Source organism: Polynucleobacter sp. 73C-SIWE, assembly GCF_018882465.1.
GTDB lineage: Bacteria > Pseudomonadota > Gammaproteobacteria > Burkholderiales > Burkholderiaceae > Polynucleobacter.
In genome coordinates this window covers 79,860-92,375 of the sequence record NZ_JACVOK010000002.1, presented here as the reverse complement: position 1 = coordinate 92,375, position 12,516 = coordinate 79,860, and the positions used below count along the sequence as shown (strand labels likewise).

General features: G+C 45.8%; 15 protein-coding genes. 8 read left to right on the top strand and 7 right to left on the bottom strand.

The genetic code is table 11. The annotated features are described in order from the left end of the window. Positions 1-10: 10 nt before the first annotated feature. Positions 11-922, bottom strand: coding sequence for a DMT family transporter (locus ICN17_RS06670; protein ID WP_216236759.1), 912 nt, complete (start codon positions 920-922; stop codon positions 11-13). Positions 923-1,061: 139 nt separating this feature from the next. Here ICN17_RS06670 and ICN17_RS06665 point away from each other — a divergent pair, with 139 nt between their 5' ends. The 4 genes from ICN17_RS06665 (at position 1,062) to ICN17_RS06650 (ending at position 3,538) form a co-directional block, all read left to right on the top strand. Next, positions 1,062-2,207, top strand: coding sequence for an alpha-hydroxy acid oxidase (locus ICN17_RS06665; protein WP_087909699.1), 1,146 nt, complete (start codon positions 1,062-1,064; stop codon positions 2,205-2,207). A gap of 177 nt (positions 2,208-2,384) precedes the next feature. Next, on the top strand, positions 2,385-2,993 hold the full coding sequence (locus tag ICN17_RS06660) for a hypothetical protein (RefSeq protein ID WP_255538343.1): 609 nt from the start codon (positions 2,385-2,387) through the stop codon (positions 2,991-2,993). 23 nt (positions 2,994-3,016) lie between these two features. After that, positions 3,017-3,205: a hypothetical protein gene (locus ICN17_RS06655; protein WP_216236758.1), complete on the top strand. Its 189-nt coding sequence runs from the start codon at positions 3,017-3,019 to the stop codon at positions 3,203-3,205. Positions 3,206-3,361: 156 nt separating this feature from the next. Further along, a complete protein-coding gene (locus ICN17_RS06650) occupies positions 3,362-3,538 on the top strand; it encodes a hypothetical protein (protein ID WP_216236757.1) in 177 nt (58 codons plus the stop codon). Between the two features lie 44 nt (positions 3,539-3,582). On the opposite strand, the gene ICN17_RS06645 is transcribed toward ICN17_RS06650, so the two are convergent. Then, positions 3,583-4,683: an alkene reductase gene (locus ICN17_RS06645; protein ID WP_216236756.1), complete on the bottom strand. Its 1,101-nt coding sequence runs from the start codon at positions 4,681-4,683 to the stop codon at positions 3,583-3,585. Positions 4,684-4,823: 140 nt separating this feature from the next. Here ICN17_RS06645 and ICN17_RS06640 point away from each other — a divergent pair, with 140 nt between their 5' ends. Next, the gene (locus ICN17_RS06640) at positions 4,824-4,991 is read left to right on the top strand and encodes a rubredoxin (protein WP_087909695.1); all 168 of its coding nucleotides are present in this window, start codon (positions 4,824-4,826) and stop codon (positions 4,989-4,991) included. A gap of 53 nt (positions 4,992-5,044) precedes the next feature. Continuing rightward, positions 5,045-6,211, top strand: a complete 1,167-nt coding sequence (locus ICN17_RS06635) for an NAD(P)/FAD-dependent oxidoreductase (RefSeq protein WP_216236755.1) — start codon at positions 5,045-5,047, stop codon at positions 6,209-6,211. 78 nt (positions 6,212-6,289) lie between these two features. Here the strand turns inward: ICN17_RS06635 and ICN17_RS06630 are convergent, their stop codons facing one another. Both ICN17_RS06630 and sodB read right to left on the bottom strand, forming a co-directional pair. Continuing rightward, positions 6,290-6,883: a urate hydroxylase PuuD gene (locus tag ICN17_RS06630; RefSeq protein ID WP_216236754.1), complete on the bottom strand. Its 594-nt coding sequence runs from the start codon at positions 6,881-6,883 to the stop codon at positions 6,290-6,292. A 26-nt stretch (positions 6,884-6,909) separates the two neighbouring features. Next, a complete protein-coding gene (gene sodB / locus ICN17_RS06625; protein WP_216236753.1) occupies positions 6,910-7,488 on the bottom strand; it encodes a superoxide dismutase in 579 nt (192 codons plus the stop codon). Positions 7,489-7,642: 154 nt separating this feature from the next. Here sodB and ICN17_RS06620 point away from each other — a divergent pair, with 154 nt between their 5' ends. Continuing rightward, the gene (locus ICN17_RS06620) at positions 7,643-8,587 is read left to right on the top strand and encodes a hydroxymethylglutaryl-CoA lyase (RefSeq protein WP_216236752.1); all 945 of its coding nucleotides are present in this window, start codon (positions 7,643-7,645) and stop codon (positions 8,585-8,587) included. Between the two features lie 66 nt (positions 8,588-8,653). Here the strand turns inward: ICN17_RS06620 and ICN17_RS06615 are convergent, their stop codons facing one another. From ICN17_RS06615 to ICN17_RS06605, 3 genes are read right to left on the bottom strand one after another with little or no spacing between them, the layout of a single operon-like run. Next, positions 8,654-9,430: a 3-hydroxybutyrate dehydrogenase gene (locus tag ICN17_RS06615; RefSeq protein WP_216236751.1), complete on the bottom strand. Its 777-nt coding sequence runs from the start codon at positions 9,428-9,430 to the stop codon at positions 8,654-8,656. A gap of 53 nt (positions 9,431-9,483) precedes the next feature. After that, a complete protein-coding gene (locus ICN17_RS06610) occupies positions 9,484-9,987 on the bottom strand; it encodes a YqaA family protein (RefSeq protein WP_216236750.1) in 504 nt (167 codons plus the stop codon). Then, positions 9,987-11,204, bottom strand: coding sequence for a CaiB/BaiF CoA-transferase family protein (locus ICN17_RS06605; protein ID WP_255538342.1), 1,218 nt, complete (start codon positions 11,202-11,204; stop codon positions 9,987-9,989). Before ICN17_RS06605 ends, ICN17_RS06610 begins: the two co-directional genes overlap by 1 nt. A 140-nt stretch (positions 11,205-11,344) precedes the next feature. Here ICN17_RS06605 and ICN17_RS06600 point away from each other — a divergent pair, with 140 nt between their 5' ends. After that, positions 11,345-12,514, top strand: a complete 1,170-nt coding sequence (locus ICN17_RS06600; protein WP_216236749.1) for an acyl-CoA dehydrogenase family protein — start codon at positions 11,345-11,347, stop codon at positions 12,512-12,514. Positions 12,515-12,516 lie beyond the last annotated feature (2 nt).

The window sequence follows — 12,516 nt, the reverse complement described above, 5'->3', positions numbered from 1 at the left end:
TTACCGCTTTTTACTGCTGTTTTCTTCTCGAAGAAATGACAATCCCAATCACGATCAAGGCAAACGCCAGGCCATGAAAGAGCCTCGGTGGTTCACCCAGCATAGCGGCAGACAGGATTGCCGTGAATAAAGGAATGAAGTTGGCAAAGAAAGCGGCAACTGTAGGCCCTGCCCCATTCACACCTAATCCCCAGCAACGATAAGCAATTAGTGAGGGGCCAACTGCGACAAAAAGAATGAGAGAAGCAGTCCAGAGATTGAGCTCTAAATATGCCTGACCAGCGGCAATCTCAAAAACGTCAAAGAACCCCGTCCACAATAAGCCCACAAAAACCTGCGCCATTAAAAATTCGGCCCAAGGCCATTGGCGCTCAGTGCTCACACCAGGTCGACTTAACATCCAACTATAAAAAGCCCAGGTAATCGTCGCCAACATGATTAATAAGTCGCCGAGTACCATCTCCATTGAAAGCAAGGTCGATAAATCACCTCTCGTTAATACAATTGCCACACCAAGTAGCGAGACAACTGCACCAACTAACTGTAATAGTCCAGGTTTGGTTTGATAAAAAAGAGCACCAATCAGCAACATCCAGATGGGCATGCTGGCACCAATCAAGGTGACATTGATGGCTGTTGAAGTTTCTAGCGCAAGATATAAAAGTACGTTGTAACTTCCAACGCCAAATAAGCCTAATAAGACAAAGCGCTTCTTGTTTTGCCATAAAGCACTACTAGGTGCAAACACTCTCCATCCTAATGGCAGCAACAGTAATGCCGCCAAACCCCAACGTACCAAACTGAGGGTAATCGGTGAAACAGCTGCGCTAGCCACCAAAACACGCCCAGCAATCGCATTACCAGCCCATAAAGCAGTGGCAATCAGTAAATAAGAGGTGGTTGCGAGATTCAGTTGAGGCATGAAGGAGGTGATGGTTAGGGATTTAGGGTCCCAATCGAGGGATACCCTAGCATTGTAGAAACAAATCCTTGGTATTGCTAAGATAGAGCTTAATTAGATAAATGTCTCATATAAAAGGCATTCAACAGAAGGATATATTGTGGCAATCATTACCAATATCGAAGACTTGCGGATACTCCACAAAAAACGTACTCCCAAGATGTTCTATGACTATGCAGATTCAGGTTCTTGGACGGAATCCACCTATCGCGCTAATGAATCTGATTTTCAGAAGATCAAGTTGCGTCAGCGCGTTGCCGTTGATATGACTAACCGCACAACCAAAACAACCATGGTCGGTCAAGAAGTCACGATGCCAGTAGCGCTTGCGCCAACCGGACTTACCGGGATGCAGCATGCTGATGGTGAAATTTTAGCTGCTAAAGCTGCAGAAAAATTTGGCGTCCCTTTTTGTTTATCCACGATGAGCATCTGCTCTATCGAAGATGTGGCAGAACGCACCACTAAACCATTTTGGTTTCAGCTCTATGTAATGAAAGATCGCGGTTTTATTGAGCGCTTAATTGAGCGAGCAAAAGCTGCGAAGTGCTCAGCCCTAGTTTTGACTCTCGACCTCCAAATTTTGGGTCAGCGTCATAAAGATCTTAAGAACGGTCTCTCAGCCCCTCCTAAGCTGACGATCACGAATATGATCAATATGGCCACTAAACCACGCTGGTGTCTTGGAATGGCGATGACACCACGTAGAACTTTCCGCAATATTGTGGGGCACGCAACCGGCGTAGGAAATATGTCCTCGCTTTCTTCCTGGACTGCAGAACAATTTGATCCAGGATTAAGCTGGAGTGATGTGGAGTGGATTAAAAAACTCTGGGGCGGAAAACTCATCATCAAGGGAATCTTGGATGAGGACGATGCGCGCATGGCTGCAAACTCTGGGGCCGATGCCCTGATTGTTTCCAATCACGGTGGCCGTCAATTGGATGGCGCTGTCTCTAGCATTCAGGCTCTTCCAGGAATAGTGGAAGCTGTTGGCAAAGATATTGAAGTATGGATGGATGGCGGTATTCGATCTGGCCAAGATGTTCTAAAGGCATGGGCCTTAGGCGCTCGCGGTACTATGATCGGTCGTCCATTTTTGTATGGCTTAGGCGCCATGGGTGAAGCTGGCGTTACGAAGTGCCTAGAAATTATTAAGAATGAGTTGGATATCACTATGGCATTTACTGGCCATCGCGATATCCAGAATGTCACTAAAGATATTTTGTATCCAGGAACTTTTTAAATTAGCTCAATACTCAACAACCCTCTACTTGTTTTCGGAATTGCATTTTGCGTTTGGTTTGGCAATACAATCCTCAGCCGCTATCGGACTAAAGATACTGAAACCTCTGAAGACCTGGGCATCATCCAAACAGCCACATTAACTTTATTAGCACTTCTGATTGGCTTTACCTTTTCCATGGCAATTGATCGACATGACCTAAGGGAGACCCTGGAGGAAAGTGAAGCAAATGCGATTGGCACGGAATATTTGCGAGCAGACCTACTTCCCCCGAAGGCAAGCCAGGTTACCAAAGATTTACTCATGCAATACTTAGATCAGCGTATTCTGTTCTATTCAAAACAAGAGCGCGAAAAAATCAAGGACATCCATCTAAAGACGGATCAACTACAGAATGATCTATGGAATGAGATTTTACCGACTGCTCGTAGCAACCAAACTGCAACGATTGCACTGGTGGTCTCAGGTATGAATGATGTTCTGAATTCACAAGGCTACGTGCAAGCTGCCTGGTGGAATCGCATTCCTAGCACCGCCTGGCTCCTCATGGCGGCTATCGCCGTTTGCGCCAACTTATTGGTTGGATTTGGAGCGCGTAACTTTCAGAAGAACATTGTCCTCTTCATGATTTTCCCTTTTGTTATTGCTGTCTCGTTTTTCTTGATTGCAGATATTGATAGTCCTCGAGGTGGCGTTATTCGGATTGAGCCACGAAACTTGATTACACTGAAGAACGTATTAAACACGCAGACTAAGACTGAAACCTCTTCCCCAGCCAGCAATTAAGCATCACCACAAAGGCGGTACATATGAAACGTGTAGTTGATGTCTTTAAGAACCGCGGTCGCGAGCTTGTCTGGACTTATGTAATCGACTTACAAAACGATGATCAATTTCATCCCGGCCAGCTCGACTTTGAAACTGAGGCTCTCAGGCTCTCCCAGGTCGATAAAAGAGGCGCCCTCAACGAACTCAGCGCTAAAGTTAGGCTGAACTAGTGGCGAGCTGTCCCACATTAATCCTACTGAAAACTACGGACTTTTTAGATGCCAAAAATAGCTTCACGACTTTATGGCAACATTACATCATCAAGAACGATTCACTTCCTTGCATGTTAAGGAAAGTTAAAGCGAATACTTAAGGGTTAATAGAATATGAAGCCGCTCTCTAAAAAAGCGAAGATGGCTGTTGGCTGGACAATTTTAATGACTGTTATAGGTACAGCAATGTTGCATCAATGGCAGTTCTTTGCCATGGGCTGCGCATCCATTGCTTTATTACTAGTTGCCAATCACTTCGATCTTCTGAAAGATCCTGAAGATAAAAAATAAACCCCACTTCTAACAGCGGGGTTTATTGAGTCAAGCAAATTGACTTAAAGTGCTGGATAGTCCGTATAGCCAGCTTCTTGACCACCATAGAAAGTAGCGCGGTTATATGGATTCAGAGGAGCATTCAATTTGAAGCGCTCTACTAAATCAGGATTGGCAATATAAATGCGGCCATAGGCAACCGCATCAGCCAAGCCCTCCTCAAGCACTTTTTCGCCCAGAGCCTGATCGTAACCACCTGCAGTAATAAATTTACCTTTATATATTGCGCGGAAGAGCTCTGATGTGACTGGCGCCCCATCATTCATCTTGTCTCCACCGCCAGCGCCAGTTGCTCTTGGCTCGATCATATGGACATAAGCCAAGTTGTAGCCATTTAATTTATTGATTGCGGCAGTAAACAGGGCAATCGGATCACTATCAGCAATATCATTAAAGCTGCCGTAAGGGGAAAGACGAACACCTACGCGATCACTCGAGAATACTTTGCTGACAGTCTCGATCACCTCACCCAAGAGTCGCAGGCGATTGTCTACGGAGCCGCCATATTGATCAGTACGTTGGTTAGTCTTGTCTTGCAAGAATTGATCTAATAAATAGCCATTGGCTGAGTGAATTTCGATACCATCAAAACCGGCTGCTTTGGCATTTTGTGCAGCAGCCTCAAACTCATTGAGTAAACGAGCGATATCTTCAAGGCTCATTGCCTTAGGAGTCTCGTAGTCATGCAGCTTCCAATCGGCGCCATAAGTTTGTCCTGCAGCAGCAATCGCAGAGGGTGCTTCCGGAACACCTTGCTCTGAGTGTAATGAAGAATGAGAAATACGACCCACATGCCATAGTTGCGCAACAATCGCCCCACCCTTAGCATGAACCGCTTCAACAATCTCTTTCCAGGCTGCAGTTTGGGCTGGAGAATAAATACCTGGTGTTGCTGGATATCCCATGCCTAGCTGAGAAATTTGCGTTGCCTCAGTAATAATTAAGCCAGCACTTGCACGCTGGGCGTAATAGGTCTTTGCTAAAGGATTTGGGACATCGCCAGCGACTGCGCGCATCCGCGTCAATGGTGCCATTACAAGACGGTTTTTTAACTGAATTGCGCCAAGAGTAACCGGGGTGAACATGATTTCTTTACCTGACATCTGAAGCCTTTATGAATAAGTATGAGATCGATCACTCTAACAAGAATTGATGACTTTTGCTGAATTTAGCTAAATCACGCGTCTCAAGAAAAATATTCAGATTAAATTTAAAATTGAGGCCTGATATTAAGGAAATCAATATGAAAACTTGGCAATGTATCGTGTGTGGCTTTATTTATGATGAGGCTCAAGGCTTACCAAGCGAGGGTATTGCACCTGGCACCGCTTGGGCTGACGTCCCTGATAGCTGGGAGTGCCCAGATTGCGGCGTATCCAAGTCTGACTTTGAAATGGTTCAAGTAGGCTAAGATCAGTTGATACTGCACTTCTGATTCATCCTTTATCCGCCTGGAGCTTAGCTTTGACCCAAAATACATCTCAATCTTCCAGCATTGTCATTATTGGCAGTGGCTTGGCTGGATACACCCTGATTCGTGAAATTCGTAAACTAGACAAAACAGCACCCATCACCTTAATTACCCGAGAGCCTGGTTATTTTTACTCCAAACCAATGCTCTCCACCGCTTTTGCAAGCAACAAAGAGGCTACTCAACTCGTCTCTACGCCGGTCGAAGGCATGGCAACGCAATTGGAAGTAAATATTCTCGCTGAGACTGATGTCACCGCAATTGATGTCGCAACTCAAACATTGCAAACAAGCAAAGGCGCCCTCTCTTATGCCAAGCTTGTAATGGCCTTAGGTGCTGATCAAATTCAGCTACCGTTGGAAGGTAGCGCTGCCAATGAAGTTCTCACTGTCAATGACTTAGAGGATTACGCTAAATTCAGGAGTGCCATTGCAAATAAAAAGAAGGTGGCAATTCTTGGGGCTGGCTTAATCGGCTGTGAGTTTGCCAATGATTTGGTATTGGGCGGCTATGAGGTTGATGTGATTGATTTGGCATCCCAAGCACTAGGCCGCTTATTGCCTGAAGCGGCAGCAAAAGAATTACAAAATAAACTCAGTACTGCGGGGGTGCGCTGGCACTTCTCCACCACTGCTCAAGCCATCAATCGCAATGGAAATGATATTGAAATTAGTCTTGCCAATGGCAACTCCATCTCATGTGATGTTGTACTGTCTGCGGTTGGCCTAAAACCGCGGATTGACTTAGCCAAAGCAGCAGGCATTAAGACAGGTCTAGGCATTCAGGTGAATCGCGAGCTAGAAACTAGCCAACAAAATATCTACTCACTTGGTGATTGTGCGGAGGTTGAAGGTTTGGTGCTCCCCTATGTTATGCCCATCATGCAGTCTGCAAGAGCCCTGGCACCAACACTACTTGGACAAGTGACAGCGCTTAGCTACCCAGCAATGCCCGTCATGGTAAAAACTCCTGCCCTACCAACAATAGTTTCACCACCGGCTAAAGGTACCCAGGGTCAATGGAAGACTACCGCGACAGAGGGCGGTGTCGAAGCCCGCTTCGAAGGTGACGACGGCAAGCTACTAGGCTTTGCCTTAATGGGTACGGCCACCTCGCAACGAGCAAGTCTCACCAAAGAGTTGCCACCATTGCTTCAGTAATTTGATGGCTGCGCTTTTGGAGTTGATGAAATAAAAAGGCCCGCAATGCGGGCCTTTTTATCAATAACAACGAAGTGATTAAGAAACGATCACAAACCAAGTTGTGTTGTGTGACTGAGCAACCATCAAGAACAACATTGGCACTGAGAGTACTGTATTCAAACGGGAAGTCAGCATTGCAACACGTGCAGATTTTGCCTTCACATCTGGTTCAACAGAAACAATACCAAGAGCACGTTTCTGATTTGGCCAAATAATGAACCAAACGTTGAATGCCATTACCAAGGCGATCCACATGCCCAAACCAATTGCGCGGAATGGGGCTTGTAATGTGAAGGCTTGATGTGCATAGCCATTAACGATTGCCACGATTACACCTGTAACAACGGTTAGAAGTGCTGCCCAACGGAACCAAAACAATGCAGTTGGAGCAATCACTTTGCCAATTGCTGGCTTTTGCTCGTCAGGAATTTTTGGCATTGAAGGAATTTGTACAAAGTTGAAGTACCAGAGCAAACCAATCCACATCACACCGAACATCACATGTAACCAGCGGAAGATGAATGGCAGTTCAGCAGAACTAAAGTTACCACCCAAAGCAAAGATAATAAGAATGAGAAGTACGAAACCAGCTAAAACAGTACGTCCCAAAGAGGTCAAAATTGAAGTCATATAATTTTCTCTATAGATCTCTTGGATTAAGCAAAATTCTTGCTAGCAAAATCCCAGTTAACCAGGTTCCAAAAGTTTTCCAAATATTTTGGGCGAGCATTGCGGGTATCGATGTAGTAAGCATGCTCCCAGACATCACAAGTCAACAAAGGTTTTGCATCAGTTGTCAAAGGAGTGGCGGCGTTGCTTGTTGAAACAAGATCCAGACTGCCATCTGACTTCTTAACCAACCAAGCCCAACCAGATCCAAAGGTGCCAACGGCACACTTTGTAAACTCTTCCTTAAATTTATCGAATGAGCCCCACTTAGCATTGATTGCGTCGGCCAATGCACCAGTAGGCGCTCCCCCTCCATTTGGCTTCATACCCATCCAGTAAAACGTATGATTCCAAACTTGAGCGGCATTATTAAATACACCACCCGCTGATTTCTTTACAATTTCCTCAAGGGTTGCAGCTTCAAACTCAGTCCCCTTAATCAAATTATTTAGATTAGTTACGTAGGTCTGATGATGTTTTCCATAGTGATACTCCAAAGTTTCCTTAGAAATATAGGGCGCCAAAGCATCAAGAGCGTACGGCAACTGCGGTAGGGTGTGTTCCATTTGCGTTCCTTATAATTAAATTAACCAATAAAAATACGGTATTTTGAGGTAACTATAGACTATTCTGACTTTTTTGTTTGGTCAGGCAAAATTTCAGAAATCATACTTAAAATAGAGGCTTAGCCCGCTTTGGGCATCAAATCTGCACCTCAATATGACCGGCACCCCATCCCCCCAAAACCCAAAACGAATCTTCATTCAAGAGGTAGTCACTCGGGATGGATTTCAGGCGGAAAGTCAGTTCGTCCCTACCGAGGAAAAGATTGCCCTGATCAATCGCTTAAGTCGTGCTGGATACGCCAAGATTGAAGTGACCTCCTTCACTAGCCCTAAAGCCATTCCAATGCTTGCTGACGCTGAGGCAGTCATGCGCGGCATTGATCGAGTCCCCGGTGTTGAATACACCGTCCTTATTCCGAATCTCAAGGGTGCCGAGCGTGCATTGAGCGTTGGTGTGGATGAATTCAATTTAGTGATGTCAGTGAGCGAAGCGCATAACCAATCTAACCTCAAAATGAGTCGTGAAGACTCGTTCAAAGGGCTGGCTTCTGTGATTGATTTAGCCCATGCGAACAATACTGCTACAAACATTTCTCTATCCACTAGTTTTGGTTGCCCCATGGCAGGCATGACTTCTTTACCAGAATTAATGCACTGGATAGATCGTTTTGCTGCTGCTGGTGTACGCGGCATTACCGTCTGCGACACTACGGGCATGGCTAATCCTGCTCAGGTACAAGCCGTTTGCGAAGCAGTACAAACCAAATATCCAAATCTGCAATGGACGCTACATTTCCACAATACCCGTGGGATGGGGCTCGCCAATGCTCTTGCTGCTGTCAATAGCGGCATTGATCGCTTTGACTCCTCATTAGGTGGTTTAGGAGGCTGCCCTTACGCCCCAGGAGCCACCGGCAACATCTGTACTGAAGAGTTGGTGCACATGTTAGATCTCATGGGCTTTAAAACCAATATGCAGATCGATACATTATTAGCGTGTTCAAAAGATTTGCAATCATTGTTTGGCCGCACATTACCAAGCCAACTATTAATGGCGGGTAAAGTAGATCGTATCTATGAGGCGCCCTGCCAAAGCTGAAGTCTAAAAACAAAATGCCAGCAAGATTGACATGCTGGCATTCATGGGTGAAGCATCTAGGTCTGCTTATTGCGCAGCCCAGCCACCATCCATATTCCAAGCTACCCCACGCACTTCAGATGCATCTGGACCGCAGAGGAATACTGCTAAAGCAGCCAATTGCTCTGGAGTCACAAACTCTCCAGATGGTTGCTTCTCAGAGACCAAAGCAGTCTTTGCCGCATCATTGGAAATGCCTTCTCGCTCGGCTCTTGCATCTACCTGCTTTTGAACCAAGGGAGTCAATACCCAGCCCGGGCAAATTGCATTACAGGTAATACCAGTTCGCGCATTCTCAAGAGCGGTGACTTTGGTCAAACCAATAATTCCATGCTTAGCTGCAACGTAAGCGGATTTTTGCGTAGAAGCTACCAAGCCATGTACAGAGGCAATATTAATAATGCGACCCCAGTTCCTTTTTTTCATACCCGGTAACGCATGATGGGTTGTATGAAATGCAGAGCTCAGGTTGATCGCAATAATGGCATCCCACTTGTCTGTTGGAAACTCTTCAACATTAGATGTATATTGAATGCCAGCGTTATTGATCAAGATATCTAATGAACCAAAACGTTTTTCAGTTTGCTGAATCAGATCCGCGATCTCAGCGGGCTTGCTCATATCTGCACCGTGGTAATCTACCTCTACATCACAGGCTTTGATTTTGGCGATCGCCTCATCTTTCTCACCAAAACCATTCACCATGATGTTAACGCCCTGCTTAGCCAATGCAATTGCCATTCCTAAGCCAATACCGCTAGTAGATCCTGTTACCAGGGCTGTTTTACCTTTTAAAGAAGACATATCAATATTCTCAACGAGTGAAATAATAAAAACGTAGGATACAACGAATAGATTTAGATCAGATGCAACCAATGTCCCAATTGGTGCCAATAGCTATCTGGAACTAAGGTGAGTAGCCACGTCATAGTGAGGTAGCGGAGTAACTTACCAATAAACATATAAATTAGGCACGGAAACCAAGCTAAGCGGAGCCAACCAGCCGCAATACAAAGAGGATCCCCAAAACCGGGTAGCCAAGAAAGTAAAAGCATCTTAGGACCCCGCTCTTCAAGCCAAGATTGCATTTTGCTATGTGTAGGACCTTTTAGGGATTCAAAACTATTGCGAGAGATCAATCCAAGCCACCAATCAAACATTCCGCCTAGCGTATTGCCAATAGTTGCAACGAAGATTGCAAACCAGTACATATCGGGGTTAAGCGAGGTATACCCAAATAAAATAGGCTCGGAACCTACGGGGAGTAATGTTGCTGAAACAAAGGCACTGATGAATACGGCAGGCAATCCAACGGATGGCAAACCAAACCATCCGAAAAAATGCTGGAGCGCTTGATCCATTAAGCGAGAACCCCAGATTTTTTCAGGGTCGTAATTTGTTCTTCAGTGAGGCCAGCAGATTTAAGCACTTCATCAGTATGCTCTCCTAATGTAGGAGCGCGATAACGAATTGATCCGGGATTTTGAGAAAGCTTCGGAATAATTCCGGGAACCTGAACTTCTAAGCCATCAGCAGCCCGAACAGTCTCAATTACACCCCTAGCTTCATAATGCGGATCTTCAGCAATATCTTTGGCGGTATAAATCTTGCCAGAAGGCACTTCTGCTTCAAGCAGGCCTTTAAGCACTTCATCAAGAGTGAGAGTCTGGGTCCAGGCATTAATCGCCGCATCAATCTCAGCCACCCTTCTGGCGCGGCCATCATTAAATGCCAAGGTAGGATCCTCGCCCAAATCTGATCTACCAATTAAAGCCATCAAACGCTTGTATATCGAGTCTCCATTGCCGGCGATTAATACATACTGCCCATCAGCGCATCGATATGCATTAGAAGGTGCGATGCCTGGCAAAGCGCCGCCTGCAGGCTGACGTATGGCACCAAAAGCCGAGTACTCCGGTAGTAGGCTCTCAGTCAAATTAAATACCGCTTCATACAAAGCGACATCAATCATTTGGCCTTGGCCACCGCGAGCATCTCGCTCGTATAAGGCCAGTAATACCCCAAGTGCACCATGCAAACCCGCGATCGTATCGCCAAGTGATACGCCCGCTCTCACCGGCACCTCATTTGGATGGCCAGTGATATAACGCAAACCAGCCATCGCCTCTCCAATTGCAGCAAAACCCGGCTCATCACGTCTTGGGCCATCCTGACCGTAACCAGAGATGCGCAACATAATTAACTTTGGATTTGCTTGATGTAACTCTTCCCAGCCCAAACCCCACTTCTCTAGCGTACCTGGGCGAAAATTTTCAATCACAACATCTGCCTCAAGCGCTAACTTTCTGGCAATTGCCTGGCCTTCTTTAACACGCAGATCTAAGCAGATAGATTGCTTGTTGCGCGATTGCGCCTGCCACCAAACTGAGGTGCCCTCATGAAGCATGCGCCACTTACGCAAAGGGTCGCCAACGCCCGGTGACTCGACCTTGATGACCTCAGCTCCAAAATCAGCAAGCGTCTTTGAGGCAAAGGGTCCGGCAATAAGTTGACCCAACTCTAAAACTTTGACTCCAGCAAGGATTTGTTGGCGATTCTTTTGCATGTGAAAGTTCATGTCCCTTATTTAGCTATCTATACAGAATATTCAGTTCAGAATGAGGCTATTTTCGCCTGATTTTGATCATTCTCCAGGATTTTCAAATCTTGCTTAAACTAGTGCCTAAATCACAAAATAAACCATAAAAAGAGTCCTCCATGAATCACCCTATTCCTAAACCAGATCAATATCAGGATATGCGCGAGGCCTTACGAGACCTCTGCGGAACATTCGACTCAGCCTACTGGCAAAGGGTAGATCACGAGCGAGGCTATCCAGAAGCCTTTGTAAAAGCAATGACTGAAGCGGGCTGGTTGGCCGCGTTAATTCCAGAAGAGTATGGCGGCTCTGGATTAGGTTTAGCCGAAGCTTCTGTCATCATGGAAGAGATTAATTTCTCGGGCGGCAACTCTGGCTCATGTCATGGGCAGATGTACAACATGGGCACTTTGCTGCGTCATGGGTCTGATGCGCAGAAGAAAATGTACTTACCAAAAATCGCGAGTGGTGAATTACGTCTACAAAGTATGGCCGTTACCGAACCCACTACCGGCACCGACACTACTAAACTAAAAACTACGGCTGTCAAAAAGGGTGACAAATATGTTGTGAATGGTCAGAAAGTTTGGATTTCTCGTATTCAACATTCTGATCTCATGATTTTGCTCGCTCGTACCACTCCCATTAGTGAAGTGCAGCGTAAATCTGAAGGGATGTCGATCTTCATCGTCAATCTTGCAGATGCTATTGGTAAGGGCATGGAAGTCAGACCTATTGCCAATATGGTGAATCATGAAACTAATGAAGTGTTCTTTGATAACTTAGAGATACCCGCAGAAAATCTGATTGGCACAGAAGGCCAGGGATTTAAATACATTCTTGATGGCCTTAATGCTGAGCGTGTGCTGATTGCAGCCGAATGTATTGGCGATGCTTACTGGTTTATTGATCGCGCCCGGCGTTACGCGAATGATCGCGTGGTATTTGATCGTCCGATTGGAAAGAATCAAGGTATTCAGTTTCCGATTGCGGATAGCTATATCGAAACTGAGGCGGCTAATCTCATGCGCTTTAAGGCCTGTGAGTTGTTCGACAACCATGAGCCTTGTGGGCCCGAAGCAAATATGGCGAAGTACTTGGCTGCCAAAGCGTCCTGGGAGGCTGCTAATGTCTGTTTACAAACCCATGGTGGCTTTGGCTTTGCCAATGAGTACGATGTGGAGCGCAAATTTAGAGAAACACGCCTCTATCAAGTAGCTCCAATCTCAACAAACTTGATCTACTCCTACATAGCCGAGCATGTTCTTGGTCTACCAAGATCTTTCTAATA

Excerpts from the sequence above, each read along its gene's own strand:
- ICN17_RS06670 (WP_216236759.1), bottom strand. The coding sequence starts at position 922 with ATGCCTCAACTGAATCTCGCAACCACCTCTTATTTACTGATTGCCACT.
- ICN17_RS06660 (WP_255538343.1), top strand. The coding sequence starts at position 2,385 with ATGGCAATTGATCGACATGACCTAAGGGAGACCCTGGAGGAAAGTGAA.
- ICN17_RS06655 (WP_216236758.1), top strand. The coding sequence starts at position 3,017 with ATGAAACGTGTAGTTGATGTCTTTAAGAACCGCGGTCGCGAGCTTGTC.
- ICN17_RS06650 (WP_216236757.1), top strand. The coding sequence starts at position 3,362 with ATGAAGCCGCTCTCTAAAAAAGCGAAGATGGCTGTTGGCTGGACAATT.
- ICN17_RS06645 (WP_216236756.1), bottom strand. The coding sequence starts at position 4,683 with ATGTCAGGTAAAGAAATCATGTTCACCCCGGTTACTCTTGGCGCAATT.
- ICN17_RS06640 (WP_087909695.1), top strand. The coding sequence starts at position 4,824 with ATGAAAACTTGGCAATGTATCGTGTGTGGCTTTATTTATGATGAGGCT.
- ICN17_RS06630 (WP_216236754.1), bottom strand. The coding sequence starts at position 6,883 with ATGACTTCAATTTTGACCTCTTTGGGACGTACTGTTTTAGCTGGTTTC.
- sodB (WP_216236753.1), bottom strand. The coding sequence starts at position 7,488 with ATGGAACACACCCTACCGCAGTTGCCGTACGCTCTTGATGCTTTGGCG.
- ICN17_RS06620 (WP_216236752.1), top strand. The coding sequence starts at position 7,643 with ATGACCGGCACCCCATCCCCCCAAAACCCAAAACGAATCTTCATTCAA.
- ICN17_RS06615 (WP_216236751.1), bottom strand. The coding sequence starts at position 9,430 with ATGTCTTCTTTAAAAGGTAAAACAGCCCTGGTAACAGGATCTACTAGC.
- ICN17_RS06610 (WP_216236750.1), bottom strand. The coding sequence starts at position 9,987 with ATGGATCAAGCGCTCCAGCATTTTTTCGGATGGTTTGGTTTGCCATCC.
- ICN17_RS06605 (WP_255538342.1), bottom strand. The coding sequence starts at position 11,204 with ATGAACTTTCACATGCAAAAGAATCGCCAACAAATCCTTGCTGGAGTC.
- ICN17_RS06600 (WP_216236749.1), top strand. The coding sequence starts at position 11,345 with ATGAATCACCCTATTCCTAAACCAGATCAATATCAGGATATGCGCGAG.